This window comes from Actinoplanes sp. G11-F43, from assembly GCF_050589265.1.
Lineage (GTDB): Bacteria > Actinomycetota > Actinomycetes > Mycobacteriales > Micromonosporaceae > Actinoplanes.
Window position 1 is genome coordinate 322,594 of record NZ_JBNZCE010000003.1, and the last position, 20,934, is coordinate 343,527.

Below are 20,934 nucleotides of genomic sequence, written 5' to 3' on the forward strand. Positions count from 1 at the left end.
CGTTCGTCGTCAAGACGTGATGAGCTGCCACAATCGCTACTCGTGAAGACCTTCGAAGAACTGTTTGCCGAGTTGCAAAGCAAGGCGGCCGACAAGACACCCGGTTCGGGCACGGTCGCGGCACTCGAGCGAGGGGTGCACTTCATCGGCAAGAAGGTCGTCGAGGAGGCGGCCGAGTCGTGGATGGCCGCCGAGCATGAGGGACCGGAGCGCACCGCCGAGGAGATCTCCCAGCTGCTCTACCAGGTCCAGTGCCTGATGATCGCGTCCGGTCTGGAGCTGAAGGACGTCTACCGACATCTGTGAACGCGCGTCCCGCCGACCCGTTCACAGATCGAAGGAGCACGTCATGCTACGCATCGCCATTCCGAACAAGGGCACCCTCTCGGCACCCGCGTCACAGATGTTGCGGGACGCCGGGTACCGCCAGCGCACCGATCCCAAAGACCTGATCTGCCGTGACGAAGCCAACAACGTCGAGTTCTTCTACCTGCGGCCGAAGGACATCGCGACGTACGTCGGCTCCGGTGATCTGGATCTCGGCATCACCGGCCGGGACCTGCTTGTCGATTCCGGGGTGCCGGCCGCCGAACTGCTCGACCTGAACTTCGGCCGGGCCACCTTCCGCTGGGCCGCCCCGGCCGGGACGATCACCGGTGTCGAGGAGTTCGGTGGCCGCCGGATCGCCACCGCGTACCCCGGTGTGGTCGGCAGCTACCTGGCCGAGCACGAGCTGAAGGCGGACGTGGTGCGCCTCGACGGCGCGGTGGAGAACGCGGTCCGGCTCGGCGTCGCCGACCTGATCGCCGACGTGGTGGAGACCGGCGCGACGCTGCGCCAGGCGGGCCTGGTCACCATCGGTGAGCCGATCATGCAGTCGTCGGCGATCCTGATCGGGCGGGACGAGGAGGCCGCCGGGCCGGCCGCGCAACTGCTGCGCCGGCTGCACGGCGTGCTGGTGGCCCGCAGTTTCGTGATGCTGGCGTACGACGTCCGGGCCGACCTGCTCGACCAGGCCACCGCCCTGACCCCCGGCATCGAGTCGCCGACCGTCTCGCCGTTGCACCGGGAGGGCTGGGTGGCCGTCCAGGCGATGGTCCAGCGCAGTGAGGTGCACCGGATCATGGACGAGCTGTACGACCTCGGCGCCCGTGCCATCCTGGTGACCGCCATCGCGAATTGCAGGCTCTGAGATGACCGCTGTGCTGTACCGCCCGAAGAAGATCCGCTGGGTGGCCGTGCCCCTGGCGATAGCGCTGGCGCTGTTCTTCACCGTGATCAGTTTCGGCCTGACCGGCTCGGCCGGCTTCCAGAACTCGAACGCCAGCTTCCAGCGCGGCGACCAGCTCGCCATGATCGGCCTGGGCATCCTGCTCGGGCTGGGGGTGCTGGCGTTCTGCCGGCCGCGGGTCACCGCCGACGACGACGGCGTGCACGTGCGTAACGTGATCGGCGGCTACGACCTGCCGTGGAACGTGGTGCGCGCGGTCCGGTTCGACCGGAACTCGGCGTGGGCGCACCTGGAGCTGGAGAACGACGACCAGGTGCCGATCCACGCCCTGCAGGCGGTCGACAAGGACTACGCGGTGGACGGCGTCCGTGCCCTGAGGGCTCTGCATTCGGCTTCGCACGCCTGACCGGTCGCACCGCCGCGAGGCGAGGGCCGGGAGGGCAGGCTGATCCAGCTCAGCGGGCTGATAGACTTGCGGGCAGTCGACCACGTCCTCTCTTCGGGGAGGACGCGAAAGAGGAGCCCGCTGGTTCCCACCCGAGTCACTGGAGTGGCTGGGTCCGGTCTCCCTGGCAGGGGTTTTCCTTTGCCGGGTGTGCGTCTCCTCGTGGACGCCGATGACCGGTCGAGCGGGCCCCGGCATGCGCTTTTTCACCAGCGCGTGCGGGGCCTTCTGCTTTCCCGGCGTCCCGCGGCCAGCGGGACACTCGGGGCCGACCGACATTGGCAGCGCCCAGCCTCAACGGCCGGGTGAGGTATTCAACTGAGGAGGCCCCATCAGCGTCGAACCACGCGTGAACGAACAGATCCGGGCCCGTGAGGTCCGCCTGGTCGGTCCGGAGGGTGAGCAGGTCGGCATCGTGCCGCTCGAGCGCGCTCTCCAGCTGGCCGCGGACGTCGATCTGGATCTGGTCGAGGTTGCTCCGATGGCGCGGCCGCCGGTGTGCAAGCTCATGGACTTCGGCAAGTTCAAGTACGAGAGCGCACTCAAGGCCCGCGAAGCACGGCGCAACCAGCAGCAGACCGTCATCAAGGAAATGAAGCTGCGGCCGAAGATCGACCCGCACGACTACGAGACCAAAAAGGGTCACGTGGTGCGGTTCCTCAAGGCGGGCGACAAGGTCAAGGTGACGATCATGTTCCGCGGCCGTGAGCAGAGCCGCCCCGAACTGGGTTTCCGGCTGCTGCGCCGGCTCAGCGAGGAGATCTCCGAACTCGGTTTCGTCGAGGCGAGCCCGAAGCAGGACGGTCGAAACATGATCATGGTGCTTGCTCCGCACCGGGCCACCAAGGCCGCTGCCGTTGCTGCCGTCGCCGCTGGCGCCAAGCCCGCCCGTGAGCCGCGCGAGGGCGATGGTGCCGCCGCCGAAGAACCGGCAGCGACCCCTGCCGACACCACCGCACAGTAGTCCAGCTTTTCCCCGCACCCCCGGTCGTGGGGAAAGATCAGAAAGAGGCGTCAAGTGCCGAAGATGAAGAGCCACACCGGCATGGGTAAGCGGGTGAAGGTCACCGGCAAGGGCAAGATCGTGCGTGAGCAGGCCGGCAAGCGCCACCTGCTCGAGCACAAGAGCTCGCACGTCACCCGCCGGATGACCGGTACGGTCGTCGTGGCCAAGGCCGACACCGCTCGTGTGAAGAAGCTTCTGGGCCGCTGACGCGCGCCTGACCCGGTTTTTCCTGAAGGAGTAACTAGAAATGGCACGCGTCAAGCGGGCGGTAAACGCCCAGAAGAAGCGCCGCACCCTGCTCGAGACCGCGAGCGGCTACCGCGGTCAGCGCTCCCGCCTGTACCGGAAGGCCAAGGAGCAGGTGCTGCACTCGATGCAGTACTCGTACCGTGACCGCCGTGACCGGAAGGGCGACTTCCGTCAGCTGTGGATCACCCGTATCAACGCGGCTGCCCGGTCGAACGGCATGACCTACAACCGCCTGATCCAGGGCCTCAAGCTGGCCGAGGTCGAGGTCGACCGCAAGATCCTGGCCGACCTCGCGGTCAACGACGCGGCTGCCTTCGCGGCCATCGTCGAGATCGCTCGTGCGGCCGTCGCGGCCGAGGGCACCGGCGGCGCCGCCGCTCAGGCTGCCTGAGTTTCTGCGTAGCACGTTTCACGACGCCTCCCGATCTGCTGATCGGGAGGCGTCGTCGTGAGGAGACCATGTTCACGCCCCGTACCCCCCGCATCGTCGCCGCCCGCCGCCTGCAACGCCGCCGGGACCGGGACCAGAGCGGCCGTTTCCTCGCCGAGGGCCCACAGGCCGTCCGCGAGGCCCTGGCCGCCGACGCGGTGATCGAGCTGTTCGCCACCCCGTCCGCGCTGGAGCGGAACGCCGACCTGGCCGCGCTGGCGCCGGAGGTGTCGCCGGTCACCGACGAGGCGCTGGCCGCGCTCGCCGAGACGGTCCAGCCGCAGGGCCTGGTCGCGATCTGTGAACAGAACGACGTCTCGATCGGCGAGGCCCTGGCCAAAGAACCGCGGCTGGTGGCGGTGGTGGCCGAGATCCGTGATCCGGGTAACGCCGGGACGGTGCTGCGCACCGCGGACGCGGCGGGGGCCGGGGCGGTCGTCTTCGCCGGCGACGCCGTCGACCCCTACAACGGCAAGTGTGTACGGGCTTCGGCCGGCTCGCTGTTCCACGTGGACGTGGTCCGCTCTCCGCTGAGCGTGGTCGACCTGCTGCAGGACAACGGGCTCCAGGTCCTCGCCACCAGTGGCACCGGCGAGGACGACGTGGACTCGCTGCTCGACGGCGGGCACCTCTCCGCCCGTACCGCATGGTTGTTCGGATCTGAGGCACACGGCCTGCCGTCCGGCCTGTCGCAGGCCGCCGACCGCAGGGTCCGCGTGCCGATCTACGGCGGAGCCGAGAGTCTCAACCTGGCCGCCGCGGCCGCCGTCTGTCTATATGCCTCGGCCCGCGCGCAACGCTGAGAGTATGCTGGGCCGGTGAACACGGAGAGGTCTCTGTTTATCCGGCCCGCTGGTCGCGGGCGCCGGATCTGACTCTCCTGCGCGCAACTCCCTGACCGGCGGGCCGCGGCTCAGCCGTGCCTCCGTAGACTGTTCTCGCTTTGTCGCCACTTCGCGGCCCTCGCTGCGCTCGGTGCACTCAGTAGCGACGGCCCGATGGCAAATCCGGTGTGAGGGAGTTCGCCCTACCATGTCCTACCGCAACGATCCGTACGATCCGAAGCAGGCCGTCCTGCTGGCGCCTGAATCTCTCGAAGGCGCCGTGGCGGAGGCCGAGAAGGCGTTCGCCGCCGCCACCGACCTCGACGCGCTTACCGCTCTGAAGCCCGCGCACCTCGGCGACCGCTCGCCCATCTCGCTGGCCCGGCGGGAGATCGGCTCACTGCCGCCGGCCGCCAAATCCGACGCCGGCAAGCGGGTCAACATCGCCCGTCAGGCCGTGCAGGGCGCCTACGACGCCCGCCAGGCCGAGCTGGAGGCCGACCGCGCCGCCCGGGTGCTGGTCGAGGAGCGGGTCGACGTCACCCTGCCGTGGGCCCGCCGCCCGCGCGGCGCCCGGCACCCGCTGACCACGCTGATGGAGCACATGGGCGACATCTTCATGGGCATGGGCTACGAGATCGTCGACGGCCCCCAGCTGGAGCTGGAGTGGGCCAACTTCGACGCGCTCAACATCGGCCCGGACAACCCGGTCCGCGGCGCCTCGGACACCTTCTTCGTCGACCTGCCCGGCCTGGTCATGCGCACCCACACGTCGCCCGGCCAGGTCCGCACCATGCTGGACCGGCAGCCGCCGATCTACGTGGTCAGCCCCGGCCGGGTCTACCGGACCGACGAGCTGGACGCCACCCACAGCCCGGTGTTCCACCAGATCGAGGGCCTGGTCATCGACGAGGGCATCACCATGGCGCACCTGCGCGGCACCCTCGACCACTTCGCCAAGGCGATGTTCGGCCCGGACGCGAAGACCCGCTGGCGGCCGCACTACTTCCCGTTCACCGAGCCGTCCGCCGAGTTCGACGTGTGGTTCGCCGAGCACCGCGACGGCCCGCGCTGGGTCGAGTGGGGTGGCTGCGGCATGGTCAACCCGCGGGTGCTCACCGCCTGCGGCATCGATCCGGCCGTCTACTCCGGCTTCGCCTTCGGCATGGGCGTCGAGCGGACCCTGATGTTCCGCAACGGGGTCTCCGACATGCGCGACATGGTCGAGGGTGACGTGCGGTTCACCACGAACTTCGGAATGGAGTCCTGACGCGATGAAGACGTCACTGTCGTGGCTGCGCGAGTACGTCGAGCTGCCCGCGGGGATCAGCGCTTCGGAGCTGGACGCGGCACTCACCAACCTCGGCATGGAGGTCGAGGGCATCGTCGACCAGGCCGGCACGATCCTCGGTGACCTGGTCGTCGGCCGGGTGCTGACGATCGAGGAGCTGACCGGTTTCAAGAAGCCGATCCGGTTCTGCACCGTCGACGTCGGCCGGGGCACCCCGCAGGAGATCGTCTGCGGCGCCCGGAACTTCGCCGAGGGCGACCTCGTCGTGGTCATCCTGCCCGGTGGCGAGCTGCCCGGCGGATTCAAGATCGGGGCCCGCAAGACGTACGGCCGGAACTCGCACGGCATGATCTGCTCGGCCGCCGAGCTGGGCCTGTCCGGTGACCACGACGGCATCATCGTGCTGCCGCCGTCGGACGCCACCGTGCCCGGCGTGGACGCGCGCCCGGTCGTCGGCCTGGACGAGGTGCTGATCGAGGTCGAGATCACCCCGGACCGCGGGTACGAGATGAGCGTGCGCGGCATCGCCCGGGAGCTCGCCACGTACTTCGGCGTGCCCTTCACGGACCCCGCCTCGATCGCCGCGCCGGGAGCCACCACGGACGCCCCGCACCCGGTGACCATCGACGACGTCGTGGGCTGTGACCGGTTCGCCGCCCGCGTCGTGCGCGGCATCGACCCGGCCGCGCAGGCGCCCGAGTGGATGCAGCGCCGGCTGATCCAGGCCGGCATCCGGGCCATCTCGCTGCCCGTCGACATCACCAACTACCTGATGCTCGAATTCGGCCAGCCGATGCACGTCTTCGACCTGAACCGCCTGCACGGCGGGCTGGTCGTGCGGCGGGCCCGGGCCGGGGAGAAACTGACCACCCTGGACGGTGTCGCCCGCGCGCTCGACGCCGAGGACATGGTGATCTGCGACGAGACCGGGCCGATCTCGCTGGCCGCGGTGATGGGCGGCGAGACCAGCGAGTGGCAGGAGGGCACCGTCGACGTGCTCCTCGAAGCCGCCCACTGGGACCCGGTGATGGTCGGCCGCACCGCCCGCCGGCACAAGCTGTTCTCCGAGGCCGCCAAGCGCTGGGAGCGGGGTGTCGACCCGGCACTGCCGCTCGCCGCCCTGCAGAAGGCCGTCGACATCCTGACCGGGCACGCCGGCGGAACCGTCGACGAGCGGGTGCTGGACATCGACAACGTGGCCGCACCGGTCGCGCTGACCCTGCCCGCCTCCGCGCCGGCCCGGATCATCGGGCTGCCGTACACCCCGGAACAGATCACGGCGTTCCTGGTGAAGATCGGCTGCCAGGTCACCGGCGACGAGGTGCTCAGCGTCGTGCCGCCGACCTGGCGTCCCGACCTGGCCGCCCCGATCGACCTGATCGAGGAGGTGGCACGGCTCGGCGGATACAACGAGATCCCCAGCGTGCTGCCGCCCGCCGGAGCCAGCCGTGGGCTCACCCCCGCGCAGAAGCGGCGCCGGTCGGTCGGCCGCGCGCTCGCCGAGAACGGTTACGTCGAAGTCCTGTCGTACCCGTTCGTCGCGCCCGGCACCGCCGACGCCCTCGGCCTGCCGCCGGAGGACCCCCGGCGCAGCGCCGTCCGCCTGACCAACCCGCTGTCCGAGGAGGAGCCGCTGCTGCGCACCACACTCCTCGGCCCGCTGCTCGGCACCCTCAAGCGCAACATCGGCCGGGGCCGCCGGGACGTGGCGCTCTTCGAGGCGGGCACGGTTTTCCTGCCGCACCTGACCTCGACTGCCCCGCCGGTGCTCGGGGTGGACCGCCGGCCGACCAACGCCGAATGGGCGGCCGTCAACGCGATCGTCCCGGAACAGCCGTGGCACCTGGCCGTGGTCCTGGCCGGCGACATCGAACCGGCCGGCTGGTGGGGCGCGGGACGGGCCGCGAGCTGGGCGGACGCCATCGAGGCGGCGCGCGTCGCGATCTCCGCGGCGGGCGTCGCCGAGGACCGGATCTCGGTACGGGCGGCGGAACGCGCACCGTGGCACCCCGGCCGGTGCGCGGCCGTCCTGGTCGACGGGGAGGTCGTCGGCCACGCCGGTGAGCTGCACCCGGCCGTGCTGGCCACGCTGGAACTGCCGAAGCGCACCTCGGCGGCGGAGATCGACCTGGACGCCCTGCCGGACGCCCCGGTCGTCGAGGCCCCGAAGATCTCCACCTTCCCGCCGGCGCTGCTCGACGTCGCCCTGATCCTGGACGACACGGTCCCGGCCGCCGAGGTCCAGGCCGCCCTCGCCGAGGGTGCCGGTGACCTGCTGGAGTCGGTGGCGCTGTTCGACGTCTACGAGTCGGCGCAGCTGGGCGAGGGCAAGCGGTCGCTGGCCTACAAGCTGACCTTCCGCGCCTCCGACCGCACCCTCACCTCGGAGGAGACGATCACGGCCCGCGACGCCGCGGTCGCCGTGACCGCCGCCCGCTTCGGAGCCACCCTCCGCGGCGCGTAGGCGCCCCGCCGAAGGCCGGGCCGGTAGCGGGCCCGGCCTTCGGCGTCTCCTCCACCGGCGCGGCCCCATCGCCGGCCACCCGGCTGGCGCCGCTGTCATCCACCGGCCGGTGCCTCCCACCGCTGTCCACCGGATCAGTCCCACCAGAACGACCAGGTCGGCGTGCCGACCAGGCTCTCCGCGTAGTCGTCCAGCGAACCGCAACCCTGCCAGACGTTGTCCGGGCAGAAGGCCAGGTGCTCGGCGGCCACCTCCCGGGCGTGATCGAAACCAGTCGGCGGGGCGGCGACACTCAGGTGCAGGGTGTCGAAGCCGACACCCACCACCCGGGCCCCGAACCGCTCCTCCCAGTTACGCACCACACAGGAGATCCGGGCGGTGTCACCCTCGTGGTTGGTCGGGCCGGTCCACGCGGCGTCGGTCAGGGTGTCGGCGCCCCGGGCCGACCGCACCAGACCCAGCCGGGGCGCGACCAGCACACCCTCCGCCAGCAGCAGATCGGCCGTCGCGGCGGCGTGCTCGTCCGGATCGGTGCCGGACTCACCGCGACGGGCCAGCCCCGACCAGCCCTCCGAGCCGCCGGCCGAGGCCCACCAGCGGCCCAGGAGGACGCCCGGGTAGTGATCCCCGGGACGGCTGCGGATCTGCTCCGGCCGGAGATCACCCGCCTCGATCCAGGGGCGCTCCGGGTCACCGGCGGACAGGCCGCCCAGCAGCAGCGGCCACCACCCGGTCCCGGGGTGCCGCGCCCGCAACGCCGCCCACCAGCCCGGCCGGGGCGGACCCGCGCTGATCCACAGCAGATCCTGGGACGGCAGCCAGCCGCCATCGGTCGGATCGTCGCTGAGGTCAAGGGGCACGAGGCGGTTGGCTGACATGCCCGGAAAGCTAGACCGGGGGTACGACACTTTCCGCTTTCGCCGGTGACTTCCGCACCGGAGCGGTTCGGGCGGCGCGGAGCAGCAGCCGGCCGTGCGGGCGGTCGGCCGGCTCGATGCGGGCGCACCCGGAACCGGTCAGCTGCCAGGGCCCACCGGCCAGAGCGTTGTCGATGAGGCCACGGATCTCCTCGACCCGGCCGGGCTCGGCCGCGAACAGGATCCGTAACCGCGACTCGCTCTCGTTCCCGGTGGCCGTGCGCTCCACGCTGGTGTGGTGCGGCGCCGGCGGGCACGGCGGCCCGTGCTCCCGGTGACCGCGGAGCGCGGCGGTGATCGCGGCGCCGGGCGCGCCCGGATCGGTTCCCGGCGTGAGGACGAGTGTCGCCTGATGGGCGTAGACCTGCCGCATCAGTGAAGTCTAGGCAGGCCCGAGCCGATCGGAACCAGCCGATGCGGGTGCGCCACGGTCTGTGGCGCACCCGTCGGACGTCTCCGGAACGTTCGGTCAGGCCCGGGGCCTTCAGCCAGTTCCGGGTTGTTCGGTCGGTTCCGGGTTGTTCGGTCGGTTCCGGGCTGTTCGGTCGGTTCCGGGTTGTTCCGTCGGTTCCGGGCTGTTCGGTCAGCTCCGGAGTGCCCGGTCAGCTCCGGGACATGTAGAGGCGATGGCCGGACGGCACGAAGCCGATCCGTTCGTAGACCCGCCACGAGTCGTCGCCGGAGGCCTCCAGCCAGGCGAAACCGGCACCCCGGTCGAAGAGGCGGCGAGCGATGCCGGAGCTGATCGCGGCGCCGAGCCCACGCCGCCGGAACTTCTCCCGCACCGCGATCCCGGCCACCTCGCTCAGCCCGTCGTCCGGGGGAGTGGCCTGCCCGCCACCGGCCCAGACACCGTCGGCGGTGCGGGCGCCCAGGACCACGCCACCGCGCTCCTGGCACCGGCGCAACCGGGCGATCGCGGCCGGCGACGGATCGTCGGCGAAGTCACCGAAGGCCTCGTTCTGCGCGGCCACGATGCCGGCCCGGTCACCGTCCGTCTCCGGTTCCAGCAGGACCAGACCTTGCGGTACGGGCGGGGCGAGCAACGTCGACGGGGAGCAGATCAGGTACTGGTTGCGTTCCTCGACGGTGAATCCGGCGCCGAGCAGCAGCGCCTCCAACTCCGGCGAGCAGCTGGTGACGTACTCGAGGCGGGGTTTGCGGCCGGCCCCGGTGAAGGCCGCGACCAGACCGGTGACGTCCGCCTCGGTGATCGGCAGCCCGGGGACCGGGGAGGCGTAGTTGATGTAGGGGCTCTCGGTCTCCGGGTCGAGCCCGGCCACGAACGGGCCGGTCTCGATGACCCGGGGCCGGGAGCGGAGGTTGGACACGACGGAGCGCTGGATGCGCAGATCCATGATGGGTGAAGCCTTTTCGCCAGATGAACGGTTGCCTACGAGAGGGCCGCCGCGGGCGGGATGCGGCTCAGCGGCGGCTGGAGGGCCGGGCCGGGATCACAGGCGTCACTCTTTCGAGAATTCGGGGATCGTGCGCTGTCGCACGACCGGCCCCGGAAGGCTGTCACGAACGCGATGGTCGCGCAAGCATCGGCGCGGGCCGGCCGCCTGCACGGCCCGCGCCGATGCCCCCACTCTGACCCATCCCGGGCGGGAAGTCCATGACTGTCGATGTCCGTACGTCCGGGCCGGGATTTTGTCGGAGGGGGTCGCTATGGTTCTGCCGACCGATGGAACGATCCCTGGGAGAGTGAGCCGTGTCTTTCGTCGTTCCGTCCGGATGGAAACGGTTCGTGCTGCCCCGTCGTGCCGGGGCGCCGCCGTTCCCGCGGGTCAGGGCCGCTGACGTGACGGCCGCCGAGGAGATGCTGACCGCGTTCGACGGTGACGTGCGCGCCTCGCTCGGCAACCCGCGCACCCCCGGCGACCTGTCCGAGGCGGGGCACGCTTATCTGTCCGGCGGTTCCGGCGCGACACCGCTCGGCGCCGCGGTCGTCGCCCAGGCGGTGGCCAACGTGCTGCAGTGGGCCCGGCGGGAGGAGCTGGCCGCATTCACCGAGCTGTGGCGCTCCCGGCACGGTCTGCCCTTCGCCGCCGCCGCGGTCACCGAGACCTCCGGGCTCTTCCTCAGGTCCTACGAGCCCGGCCGGCAGATCACCCGGGCCGTGCCGGACCGGGACGCCGACGACTACGACACGACGGTGGACGTCCGGATGGCGTTCCGCCTGCGCCGGGCCGTGGTGGCCGCCGCCCCGGGGGAGTATGCCGCGGTGGTGGCCGCCCTCGGCGCGGTGCGCGGTGCCGCGCTGCTGCCCCGGGTGATCACCTCGATCATGGTCCCCGACGAGACGGCGTGGGCGGACGACATCGCCGAGGCGCTGCTGGCCCGGCCCGGCCGCGACGGGCTGCGCACGCTGATGCTCACCGTCGTCGCCGACGGGGCCCTCGCGTCCCGCCTCACCGAGCGGCTCGATCACTGGGCGGTGATGAACTGGCCGGAGGTCCTCTACACCTTCACCGCCACCCTCGGCCCGGCCGCCACCCCGGTGCTGGCCGGGTGGACCGATTCGGCGGCCACCGACGCCCAGTCCCGGCAGCGGCTGCTCGGCATGCTTGCCGCGATCGGCGGTGACGACGCGTTCACCGCCCTGCTCGGCCGGCTCGGTCAGCCGGACGTGACGGCCGCCGTGGCCGACGCGTCCACCCGCCATCCGGCGCTCGCCCTGCGCCTGCTCGCCGAGTCGCCGGCCGGCGACCGGCTGCTGCGCAACCACCTGGCCAACCACCGCGATCTGGCCGATGAGGTCCGGCCGCTGCTGACCGGGGTGGCGGCGGAGCGGTTCGACGCCGCCCACACGCTGCTGGCCGCCGCCGACGCCGACGTGGCCGATCCGTCCGACCTGCCGCCGATCCTGGCCGACCCGCCCTGGCTCACCCCGGTCGAGCGCAAGCCCCGGGTCGTCACCGGCCTGACCTGCGACGACCCGCCCCGGGTGGACTGGGCGCCGGGGGAGCGGGAGAGCTGGGGCGACGGCTCGTTCGCCGCCCGGCACGGCGGCCTGCGGGATTGGGCCCGGGTGGTGGCCGACTTCGGCACCGACCGGGCCGACCCGTGGGACGAGACGTTCTTCTTCCTGGTGGGCCCGGACGAGATGACCCGGCCCCTGGTGGCGTCCTGGCGGCCCGAGTGGACCTACTACCTCGACGACTGGGGCCCCGAGCTGCTCGCCCGCTACCAGGCCGACGCGGTCCCGGCGCTGGTGGAGTCGGCCCGTCGCAACCCGGTCGCCGGGGCGCCGGTGCTGCTGCCGGCCGCCACCACCGAGGTCGCGCGGCTGATGGCCGGGTGGCTGACCAGATCACGGGCGGTCCGGTCGGTCGCCGCGGCCTGGTTCGCCAGGCATCCCACCACCGCGGCCAGGGCCCTGGTGCCGGTCGCGGCCGGCAAGGCGGGCACCGCCCGCACCGAGGCGGAGACCGCGCTGCGCACCCTGCCCCGCGACACGGTGCGGGCCGCCGCCGAGGGGTATGGGCCGGACGCCCTCGCGGCGGTCGACGAGATCCTGGCCGTCGACCCGGTGACGGTGCTGCCCAGGACGATGCCGGTGGTGCCGGACTGGGCGAACCCGGCGGTGCTGCCCCCGGTCCGGCTCACCGGCGGCCGCGGCGCACTGCCGGCCGGCGCGGTCCGGCACCTGCTGACCATCCTCGCCCTGTCCCGCCTCGACGGCGTCTACGCCGGCCTGCCACCGGTCATCGCCGAGTGCGAGCCGGCCGATCTGGCCGAGTTCGCCTGGGCGCTGTTCACCGAGTGGCGGGAGGCCGGCCACCCGGCCAAGGCGAGCTGGCCGCTGGACGCCCTCGGCCTGCTCGGTGACGACGAGACGGTCCGGCGGCTGGCTCCGGTGATCCGCGCCTGGCCCGGCGCGGGCGGGCACGCCCGCGCGGTGGCCGGGCTCGACGTGTTCGCCGCGATCGGCACCGACGTCGCCCTGATGTATCTGCACGGCATCGCGGAGAAGGTCAAGTTCAAGGGCCTCAAGGAGCGGGCCGGGGAGAAGATCGCCGAGATCGCCGCCGGGCTCGGCCTGACCGGTGAGGAGCTGGCCGACCGCCTGGTGCCCGACCTGGGCCTCGGTGAGACCGGCAGCCTCACCCTGGACTACGGGCGGCGATCCTTCACCGTCGGTTTCGACGAGCAGCTCAAGCCCTACGTCACCGATGCCGCCGGCAGGAGACTCAAGAATCTTCCCAAACCGGGTTCGGCCGATGACCCGGTCCTCGCCCCGGAGGCCTACCAGCGGTTCACCGCCCTGAAGAAGGACGTCCGGGTCATCGCCGCCGACCAGGTGCGCCGGCTGGAGCGGGCGATGGCCGGTCAGCGACGCTGGAGCGGTGCCGACTTCCAGCGGTTCCTGGCCGGCCACCCGCTGCTGCGGCACCTGGTCCGGCGGCTCGTCTGGGTGCGCTTCGACGACAACGGGCAGCCGGCCGGTGGCCTGCGCCTGGCCGAGGACGGCACCCTCGCCGACGCCACCGACGAGACCGTCGTCCTGCCCGGCGACGCGGTGATCGGGATCGGTCATCCGCTGCATCTCGGTGACGAGCTGGCCACCTGGTCCGAGCTCTTCGCCGACTACGAGATCCTCCAGCCGTTCGACCAGCTCGCCCGGAGCACCGAGCCGCTCACGCCGGAGCGCGCCGCCGGTTTCGTCGGCCGGACCGTGCCGAGCACCACCCTGCTCGGGCTGGAACGGCGCGGCTGGCGGCGCGGCCGTCCCCAGGACGCCGGTGTCCAGAACTGGTTCGAGCGCCCGGTGCCCGGCGGCCGGGTCCTGATCGCCGAGATCTCCCCGGGGATCGCCGTCGGCGCCGTCGACGTGCTCGGCGACCAGACCATCCAGTCCCTGCATGTGGCCCCGGCCGGCAGCCGGCACCAGGCCGGCCCGGTCAGTGAACTCGATCCGATCACCGCGGCCGAGGCGCTGCGCGAACTATCCGAGGTGCTTCCGTGAGCCTGTCCCCCGCCTCCTCCGTCTCCGGCGGCCCGGCCCCGCACGTCCAGCGCCCGCCCGCCGAGGTGCGCTACGCCGATGAGCTGGCCCGCCTCCGGGCCGCCGACGACGCGCCCACCCCGCCCGGCTGGGCGCTCAGCCTGCGGGCCGCCCGCGCCTTCGTGGTCGGCGACGACAAGCTCGGCGTCACCCGCAAGTTCGTCGGCGACCCCTCGCTCATCGACCGGGCCCTGGTCAGCCTGGCCACCAGCCGGGGCCTGCTGCTGGTCGGCGAGCCCGGCACCGCCAAGTCGCTGCTGTCCGAGCTGCTCGCGGCGGCGGTCAGCGGCGACTCGACGCTCACCATCCAGGGCGGCGCGGCCACCACCGAGGACCAGATCAAGTATTCGTGGAACTACGCCCTGCTGGTCTCCGAGGGCCCCACCGAGCGGTCCCTGGTCCCGGCGCCGCTGCTGCACGGCATGGCCCAGGGCAAGGTGGTCCGGTTCGAGGAGATCACCCGCTGCCCCCTCGAAGTGCAGGACTGCCTGCTCTCCCCCCTCTCCGACCGGGTGCTGGCGGTGCCCGAGCTGCCCGGTGACGGGGGCATGGTGTTCGCCCGGGAAGGCTTCAACATCATCGCCACCGCGAACACCCGGGACCGCGGTGTCAATGACATGAGCTCGGCCCTGAAACGGCGCTTCAACTTCGAGACGGTCTTCCCGATCGGCGACTTCGACACCGAGCTGGCCCTGGTCGAAGCCGAGGCGAGCGCCCTGCTGCGGCGCTCCGGGGTCACCGCGCCACCCCGCCGGGACGTGCTGGAGGTGCTGGTCACCGCGTTCCGTGAGCTGCGCACCGGGCGGACCGGCCGCGGCGACGAGATGGAGCGGCTGTCCGCGGTGATGAGCACCGCCGAGGCGGTGTCCGTCGCGCACGCCGTCGGGCTGCGCGGCTGGTTCCTCAACGGCACCGCCGGCACCACCGCCGACCTGGTCTCCTGCCTGGCCGGCACGGCCGCCAAGGACAACCCGGAGGACCTGGCGAAACTACGCCGCTACCTGGAGCAGCACACCTCGTGGCGATCCGGCCCGCAGTGGCGTGAGCTGCGCGAGGCCCGCCGGGAACTGCCCGGCGGATGAACCTCACCGTCATCGGGGTCCGGCACCACAGCCCCGCCTGCGCCCGGCTGGTCGGTGCCACGATCGCCGCGCTCCAGCCGGCGTACGTGCTGATCGAAGGCCCCGCCGACATGAACGCGCGGATCGGCGAGCTGCTGCTCGGGCACGATCTGCCGGTGGCGGTCTTCACCAGCTATCTGGACGAGCGCCGGCGGCACGGCTCGTGGGCGCCGTTCTGCGAGTATTCGCCCGAGTGGGAGGCGCTGCGGGCCGGCCGGGCCGCCGGGGCCGAACTGCGCTTCATCGACCTGCCGGCCTGGCACGAGGCGTTCGCCGACCGTGACAACCGGTATGCCGACGCCGAACTGCGCTACGCCGAGGCCGTCGAACGGCTCTGCGCCGAGTTCGGGGTCGACAACAGCGACGCCCTCTGGGATCACGTCGTCGAGATGGGCCCGGCCGACGGGCTCGCCGACCGCCTGGCCACCTACTTCGAGGGCATCCGCGGCGAGACGGCGGCGGGGGCGTCGGACACCGCTCGTGAGGCGTACATGGCGGAGTGGATCCGGGCCGCCCGTGCCGGCGCCGGGGACCGCCCGGTGGTCGCGGTCGTCGGTGGTTTCCATCAGCCCGCGCTCCTCCGCCTGGCCTCCTCACCGCCGGCCCTGTCACCTCCAGTTCCCGCGGCTGCGGGCTCTTCCTCCGCCGTCGTCTGGCCGGAGATCCCGGCGCCACCGGACGGCGCCACCGCCGGCAGCTACCTGGTGCCCTACTCGTTCCGGCGGCTGGACGCCTTCGGCGGCTACCAGTCCGGGATGCCGTCACCGGAGTACTACCAGCGGCTCTGGGAGAGCGGGCCGGAAGAGGCCGCCCGCTACCTGGTCACCGCGGTGGCCGCGCGGCTGCGGAAACGGGGACAGCCGGTCTCCACCGCCGACCTGATCGCCGCGCGGGCCGGTGCCGAGGCGCTCGCCCGGCTCCGCGGCCACGACTGCCCGGCCCGGGTCGACGTGCTCGACGGGCTGGCGTCCGCACTGGTCAACGAGGCGCTCGACGTCCCGCTGCCGTGGGCCGTGCGCGGCACCGTCGGCGCCGGGCAGCATCCGGCGGTGCTGGAGATGACCGCCGCCCTGAGCGGGGACCGGGTCGGCCGCCTGCACCCGGACACCCCACTGCCACCACTGGTGCACGCCGCCACCGCCGACCTGGAACGGCACCGGCTGGACCAGCCCGGCGAACGCGCCGTCGACCTCACCGATCCGGACGGGCGTACCGTCAGCCGGATCCTGCACCGGCTGCGGATCCTCGAGGTGCCCGGCTTCCGGCGTGACGCCGGCCCGGCCACCGGCATCGACCCGGTGCCGCGGGAACACTGGACGCTCAGCCGCCACGAGCACCGGCTGGCCGCGCTGATCGAGGCCGGCGGCTACGGCCCCACCCTGGAGGCCGCCACCGCCGCCCGGATCACCCAGCGGGTCGCCGAGTCGGCCGGACAGCTCGGCGGGCTCGCCGACGCGCTCTTCGACGCCGCCCTGAGCGGTGTCAACGACCTCGGCGCCGACGTGCCCGGCCTGCTCGAACGCGGTGTCGCCGCGGCCGGTGACCTGGCCGAACTGGGCCGGGTCCTGGCCGTCACCCTCGCCCTGTGGCGGCACGACCGCCTCCTCGGCACGGCCGGCAGCGACACCCTGGGCGCGGTGGTCGCCGCGGCCGGCCGGCGCATCCTCTGGCTGGCCGAGGGCTGGCACGCGGCCGGGGCACCGGCCGACAAACCCCGCATCGCGGCGGTCGTGGCGGTCCGCGACGCGGTACTGCACGCGTCGTCGACGGGCGTCGACCGGACCACGGCGATCGAGGTCGCCGGCCGTATCGCCGCCGACCGGGCCGCCCCACCGGACCTGCGGGGCGCCTTCTACGGTCTGGGCCGCACCCTCCTCGCCACCGGTGCCGGCGCTCCTCCGGAGAACGACACCGTGCGGCTCTTCCCGGAACCGGAGCAGGCGGTTCGAGGCGCGTTCGCGGCCGGGACCGCGGGGGACTGGCTGGCCGGGCTCTTCGGGGTGGCGCGCGAGCCGGTGCTGGCCGGGGACGGGGTCCTCGTCCTGCTCGACGACCTGATCAGCGGGATGGGCGCGGACGACTTCCTGGTCGCGCTGCCGGCCCTGCGGCAGGCCTTCGAGTACTTCCCACCCCGGGAGCGGGAGACCATCGGCGACCGGCTGCTGGCCCGGCGCGGACTGGCCGGATCCGGGCGGGATCTGCTGCGGGCCACCGTCGATCCGCGGACGGTGGCGGCCGGCATGGCCCTGGACGAGACGATCGAGCGGCGCCTGATCCGAGCCGGACTGATCGCGGTGAAAGAGCCGGCCGTGCGGTCCGGCCCGGTAACGGCGACCGGGACCGGGACCGGGGAGACAGTGGCCCGGGACGGGCTGGGGACTACGGGGGAGACGGCATGACCGACGCCGGGCTGGAGCGATGGCGGCTGGTGCTGGGCGAACCCGCCGCGGGCAGTCTCGGTGGGCTCAGCGGTGACGCGGCGGCCCGGGACGCGGCCCTGGACTGGCTCTACGGGCGCGAGGGCGAGCTGGGCCGGCGGGACATCCGGCAACGTCACGGCGGATCCGGTCCGTCCCAGATCACCACGGTGGACTGGCTGGACGACATCACCCGGCTGTTCCCCAAGGAGACCGTCGAACGGCTGCAGCGCGACGCCGTCGAACGGTACGAGATCGACGACATCGTCACCGATCCGAATGTGCTGGAACGGATCGAGCCGAACCCGTCGCTGCTGCGGGCCGTACTCCGTACCAAGCATCTGATGAATCCCGAGGTGCTGCGGCTGGCCCGGCGGATCGTCGAGCAGGTGGTGCGGGAGCTGATGGAACGGCTCGCCACCGAGGTGCGGCAGAGCTTCTCCGGCGCCCGGTCGCGGCGGGCCAGCCGGTTCAAGCAGGCACGGGATTTCGACGCGCGGCGCACGATCCGGGCGAACCTCGGCAACTACCGGCCGGAGGAACGACGGATCTACGTGGAGACGCCGCACTTCGCGTCCCGGACCCGGCGGCAACTCAGCCAGTGGCAGGTGATCCTGCTGGTGGACCAGTCCGGCTCGATGCTCGACTCGGTGATCCACTCGGCGGTCACGGCGGCCTGCCTGTGGGGGCTGCCCGGGGTGCGTACCCACCTGATCGCCTTCGACACCGACGTCGTCGACCTCACCTCGGACGTCAGCGATCCCGTCGAGTTGCTGATGAAGACCCAGCTGGGCGGGGGGACCGACATCGGCCGCGCCGTCCGGTACGCGGCCCAGCTGGTCGAGCAGCCGAGGCGCACGATCGTGGCGGTGGTCAGTGACTTCTACGAGGGCGGATCGGAGGCGACACTGGTGCGGGCGGTTCGTGAACTGGTCGAGCAGGGGACGATCGTTCTCGGTCTGGCGGCTCTCGACGAGCAGGCGGATCCGGCGTACGACCGGGCCTGCGCGCAGCGGCTGGCCGACGTCGGCGCCTGGGTCGGTGCGATGACTCCCGGTGAGCTGGCCGCCTTCGTCGCCGAGAAGGTGGGCCGGTGAGCACCGTCACGCCGCTGCCGGTCCGCGCGGATCTGCTCGCGCTGGACGACGGTGCCCTCGCCGCTCTCGCCAACCGTGGCCTGGTGAAACGTGCCTCCCGGGAGGTCGACCGGGAGCCGCCGGAGCTGTCCGCGGACGGCCCGGTGATCATCGCGGGGTGGGGCGACGGGGTCCGCACCGAGCTGCCGGCCGGCGGCCTGGACCGGGGCAGTTGTTCGTGCGGGGCGTCCGGGGTGTGCCGCCACCTGATCGGGCTGGTCCTCGCCTACCAGCGGGCCGGCGCGGAGCCCCGGTCGGCCGACGCGGAAGCGGTTCCCCCGCCGGCCGGCTCGGTGCCGGGGAACGGCGCCGGGCCCGACGGGTCCGTACCGGCCGGGTCCTCGCCGGGCGGGTCTATGCCGGCCGGGTCTATGCCGGCCGGTGCCGTGGTCGGCGGGGCTGCGGTGGGTGAGGCCGCGCGGCGTGGGCCGGAGCCGTGGTCACCGGGCGTCTTCACCGACGAGGAGCTGGTCGCCCGGATCGGGGCGCGACTGGTGGACGCGGCGCGGCGGGCCGAACGAGGCGGGTACAGCGCGCGGATCCGGCGCGGGGCGGTGCCGGTGGTGGAGTTGCCGGCGGCGACCGTTCGGTTCCTCGTACCCCATGATCTCGGTTATGTGCACACCGACGCCAAGGCCGGGGCGCGCGACGATGTGATCGCACTGGCCGTGTGGGCGTTCCGGGCCGCTGACGAACAGCAGCCGGGCACCGGTGACTGCGTGGTCGACGTGGGCGGTTCGCGGGCGGCCGGCAAGGTCTCCGGATCAGGGCTGGAGACGGTGGTGGAGTTCGCCGCCGAGGTGCTGCGGGCCGGCGCCGTGCACGCCGGCGCCGGACTCGCCGCGATGGCCACCGGCCAGATCGCCGCCCTGGAGAAGAGTGGCCTGCGCTGGCCGCTGGACGCCGTCACCGAACTCGCCGGGCAGCTCACCGCCTACCGGGACCGCGGCGCCCGCTACTCGCCGGACCAGCTCGCCGACCTGATCGCCGAGCTGTTCGCCAGGCACCGCGCGGTCACCGTGGACGGCGGCGCGGCGGCGCGGGCCCGGGTGCTCGGCTCCGAGGAGGCGGCCGAGACCCCGCTGCGGCGGGTCCGCCTGGACGGGCTCGGCGCCCGGGTCACCGCCGTCGACGACGAGCGGCGGGTCGAGATCTTCCACGGTCAGGCGGCCAGCGGTGTGGTCCTGGTGTCGCACCGGCAGTGGACCGCCGACGAGGACGGCCCGGCCCTGTCCCGGCGGCGGCTGGCCGGCGCCACGATCGCCGCGGTGGCCTCCGGAACCCTGGTCACCGAGTCCGCGGCCCGCAGCGCCAGCCGTTCGGTACGCCTGACCGCCAGCCGGATCGCCAAGTCCACGGTGACCGCCTCCACCGGTGCCTGGGAGCATCTGCCACCCGGTCTGCTGGTGCACGACTACGCCCGGCTGGCCGCCGAACTCGACGCCATGCCACCCCGGCCGGTCCGCGCCCGGGTCCGCGCCGACCTGGTGCGGGTGCTGGCGGTCGCCGCGGTGGGCGAGGTCCACTACGCGCCGGGCGCCCAGCGGCTGACCGTGGAGATCCGCGATCGTTCCGGGACCACGGCGACGGTGGTGGCCACCCACGCGACGGTGGCACCGGCCCGGCTGGACGCGGTCGCCGCGGCCCTGACCGGGATCCGGGGCACACCGCGGTACGTGGCCGGCAGCGTGCACCGCAGCGGTGGCGCACTGGTGATCGACCCGTATGCGATCGCCGCCGACGGCCCGCCGGTGGTTCCGGACCTGGCCGCGCCCTCCGACTTCCCGGACGGCGTTCTCCCCACCGGGCAGGACTTCGCCCCATGGGGAGCGGACCCGGCGGTGGAGGGCCCGGCGGTTGCGGGGCCTGCTGCGGAAGTTGCGGAGGGGTCCGTGGAGAGGCCGGCGGTGGGGGAGCAGGCGGCAGAGGTAGCGGGCGGGCCGCCGGGGGAGGAGCAGTCGGCGGAGGCGACGGGCGGGCCGGCGGGGGAGGGGCAGCCGGCGGAGGCGGCGGCGCGGGTGACGGGCGGGACGGCGGGGGAGGGACAGACGGCGGAAGCGGCGGCGCGGGTAGCGGGCGGGCCGGCCGAGGTGCTGGCCGTGGCTGACGTCGTGGATGTGGATCCGGTGACGGAGATGCTGGTGGCGGCGGTGGCGATGGCGCGGGAGGTGCTGGCCGAGGCGGCGCACAGTGGGCTCGCGCATCTGCCGCCCTCCTATCCCGACCGGCTGGACCGGGCCCGGGCCGGGCTGGCACGGACCGGCCTGCACCGGGTCGCCGCGGCGCTCGGTGAGCTGTCCGCCCGGCTCAGCCCTGATCCGGGCCGGGAGACCGCCGAGGCCTGGGCGGACGCCTACCTGCGGGTGGGCCTGGCCGCGGACCTCCTCTGACC

General features: G+C 72.9%; 17 protein-coding genes. 14 read left to right on the forward strand and 3 right to left on the reverse strand.

What is annotated here, in order from left to right:
• Nucleotides 1–42: 42 nt before the first annotated feature.
• The 9 genes from ACQ0O7_RS03385 (at nt 43) to pheT (ending at nt 7,940) form a co-directional block, all read left to right on the forward strand.
• Nucleotides 43–306 (forward strand): phosphoribosyl-ATP diphosphatase, encoded by a 264-nt coding sequence (locus tag ACQ0O7_RS03385; protein WP_430780245.1) that lies wholly within the window; start codon nt 43–45, stop codon nt 304–306.
• A gap of 43 nt (nt 307–349) precedes the next feature.
• On the forward strand, nt 350–1,192 hold the full coding sequence (hisG, locus tag ACQ0O7_RS03390) for an ATP phosphoribosyltransferase (protein WP_430780246.1): 843 nt from the start codon (nt 350–352) through the stop codon (nt 1,190–1,192).
• A 1-nt stretch (nt 1,193) separates the two neighbouring features.
• Nucleotides 1,194–1,637 carry a PH domain-containing protein gene (locus ACQ0O7_RS03395; protein ID WP_430780247.1) on the forward strand — a complete coding sequence of 148 codons (444 nt, stop codon included), beginning with the start codon at nt 1,194–1,196 and terminating at the stop codon, nt 1,635–1,637.
• A gap of 388 nt (nt 1,638–2,025) precedes the next feature.
• The gene (infC, locus tag ACQ0O7_RS03400; RefSeq protein WP_430780248.1) at nt 2,026–2,640 is read left to right on the forward strand and encodes a translation initiation factor IF-3; all 615 of its coding nucleotides are present in this window, start codon (nt 2,026–2,028) and stop codon (nt 2,638–2,640) included.
• 54 nt (nt 2,641–2,694) lie between these two features.
• A complete protein-coding gene (gene rpmI, locus ACQ0O7_RS03405) occupies nt 2,695–2,889 on the forward strand; it encodes a 50S ribosomal protein L35 (protein WP_043528306.1) in 195 nt (64 codons plus the stop codon).
• Between the two features lie 40 nt (nt 2,890–2,929).
• Nucleotides 2,930–3,322 (forward strand): 50S ribosomal protein L20, encoded by a 393-nt coding sequence (gene rplT / locus ACQ0O7_RS03410; protein ID WP_183226626.1) that lies wholly within the window; start codon nt 2,930–2,932, stop codon nt 3,320–3,322.
• Between the two features lie 68 nt (nt 3,323–3,390).
• Entirely contained in the window at nt 3,391–4,164 is a 774-nt protein-coding gene (locus ACQ0O7_RS03415) for a TrmH family RNA methyltransferase (protein ID WP_430780249.1), read from the forward strand.
• A gap of 229 nt (nt 4,165–4,393) precedes the next feature.
• A complete protein-coding gene (locus ACQ0O7_RS03420) occupies nt 4,394–5,455 on the forward strand; it encodes a phenylalanine--tRNA ligase subunit alpha (protein WP_430780250.1) in 1,062 nt (353 codons plus the stop codon).
• A 4-nt stretch (nt 5,456–5,459) separates the two neighbouring features.
• A complete protein-coding gene (pheT, locus tag ACQ0O7_RS03425; protein ID WP_430780251.1) occupies nt 5,460–7,940 on the forward strand; it encodes a phenylalanine--tRNA ligase subunit beta in 2,481 nt (826 codons plus the stop codon).
• 134 nt (nt 7,941–8,074) lie between these two features.
• Here the strand turns inward: pheT and ACQ0O7_RS03430 are convergent, their stop codons facing one another.
• The 3 genes from ACQ0O7_RS03430 to ACQ0O7_RS03440 form a co-directional block, all read right to left on the reverse strand.
• Nucleotides 8,075–8,818, reverse strand: coding sequence for a DUF4253 domain-containing protein (locus tag ACQ0O7_RS03430; RefSeq protein WP_430780252.1), 744 nt, complete (start codon nt 8,816–8,818; stop codon nt 8,075–8,077).
• A gap of 10 nt (nt 8,819–8,828) precedes the next feature.
• A complete protein-coding gene (locus tag ACQ0O7_RS03435) occupies nt 8,829–9,230 on the reverse strand; it encodes a hypothetical protein (RefSeq protein ID WP_430780253.1) in 402 nt (133 codons plus the stop codon).
• Between the two features lie 229 nt (nt 9,231–9,459).
• Nucleotides 9,460–10,215, reverse strand: a complete 756-nt coding sequence (locus ACQ0O7_RS03440) for a GNAT family N-acetyltransferase (RefSeq protein ID WP_430780254.1) — start codon at nt 10,213–10,215, stop codon at nt 9,460–9,462.
• Nucleotides 10,216–10,571: 356 nt separating this feature from the next.
• Here ACQ0O7_RS03440 and ACQ0O7_RS03445 point away from each other — a divergent pair, with 356 nt between their 5' ends.
• Genes ACQ0O7_RS03445 through ACQ0O7_RS03465 form a run of 5 tightly spaced genes read left to right on the forward strand, consistent with a single transcriptional unit; the run spans nt 10,572 to nt 20,932 of the window.
• Nucleotides 10,572–13,829 carry a DUF4132 domain-containing protein gene (locus tag ACQ0O7_RS03445; protein WP_430780255.1) on the forward strand — a complete coding sequence of 1,086 codons (3,258 nt, stop codon included), beginning with the start codon at nt 10,572–10,574 and terminating at the stop codon, nt 13,827–13,829.
• The gene (locus tag ACQ0O7_RS03450; protein WP_430780256.1) at nt 13,826–14,950 is read left to right on the forward strand and encodes an ATP-binding protein; all 1,125 of its coding nucleotides are present in this window, start codon (nt 13,826–13,828) and stop codon (nt 14,948–14,950) included. Before ACQ0O7_RS03445 ends, ACQ0O7_RS03450 begins: the two co-directional genes overlap by 4 nt.
• On the forward strand, nt 14,947–17,388 hold the full coding sequence (locus ACQ0O7_RS03455) for a DUF5682 family protein (RefSeq protein WP_430780257.1): 2,442 nt from the start codon (nt 14,947–14,949) through the stop codon (nt 17,386–17,388). The genes ACQ0O7_RS03450 and ACQ0O7_RS03455 overlap by 4 nt, the downstream gene beginning before the upstream one ends.
• Entirely contained in the window at nt 17,385–18,503 is a 1,119-nt protein-coding gene (locus tag ACQ0O7_RS03460) for a VWA domain-containing protein (RefSeq protein ID WP_430780258.1), read from the forward strand. Before ACQ0O7_RS03455 ends, ACQ0O7_RS03460 begins: the two co-directional genes overlap by 4 nt.
• Complete coding sequence (locus ACQ0O7_RS03465) at nt 18,500–20,932, forward strand: hypothetical protein (protein WP_430780259.1); 2,433 nt, start codon at nt 18,500–18,502, stop codon at nt 20,930–20,932. Before ACQ0O7_RS03460 ends, ACQ0O7_RS03465 begins: the two co-directional genes overlap by 4 nt.
• Nucleotides 20,933–20,934 lie beyond the last annotated feature (2 nt).

Excerpts from the sequence above, each read along its gene's own strand:
- hisG (WP_430780246.1), top strand. The coding sequence starts at position 350 with ATGCTACGCATCGCCATTCCGAACAAGGGCACCCTCTCGGCACCCGCG.
- ACQ0O7_RS03395 (WP_430780247.1), top strand. The coding sequence starts at position 1,194 with ATGACCGCTGTGCTGTACCGCCCGAAGAAGATCCGCTGGGTGGCCGTG.
- rplT (WP_183226626.1), top strand. The coding sequence starts at position 2,930 with ATGGCACGCGTCAAGCGGGCGGTAAACGCCCAGAAGAAGCGCCGCACC.
- ACQ0O7_RS03415 (WP_430780249.1), top strand. The coding sequence starts at position 3,391 with ATGTTCACGCCCCGTACCCCCCGCATCGTCGCCGCCCGCCGCCTGCAA.
- ACQ0O7_RS03420 (WP_430780250.1), top strand. The coding sequence starts at position 4,394 with ATGTCCTACCGCAACGATCCGTACGATCCGAAGCAGGCCGTCCTGCTG.
- pheT (WP_430780251.1), top strand. The coding sequence starts at position 5,460 with ATGAAGACGTCACTGTCGTGGCTGCGCGAGTACGTCGAGCTGCCCGCG.
- ACQ0O7_RS03430 (WP_430780252.1), bottom strand. The coding sequence starts at position 8,818 with ATGTCAGCCAACCGCCTCGTGCCCCTTGACCTCAGCGACGATCCGACC.
- ACQ0O7_RS03435 (WP_430780253.1), bottom strand. The coding sequence starts at position 9,230 with ATGCGGCAGGTCTACGCCCATCAGGCGACACTCGTCCTCACGCCGGGA.
- ACQ0O7_RS03440 (WP_430780254.1), bottom strand. The coding sequence starts at position 10,215 with ATGGATCTGCGCATCCAGCGCTCCGTCGTGTCCAACCTCCGCTCCCGG.
- ACQ0O7_RS03455 (WP_430780257.1), top strand. The coding sequence starts at position 14,947 with ATGAACCTCACCGTCATCGGGGTCCGGCACCACAGCCCCGCCTGCGCC.
- ACQ0O7_RS03460 (WP_430780258.1), top strand. The coding sequence starts at position 17,385 with ATGACCGACGCCGGGCTGGAGCGATGGCGGCTGGTGCTGGGCGAACCC.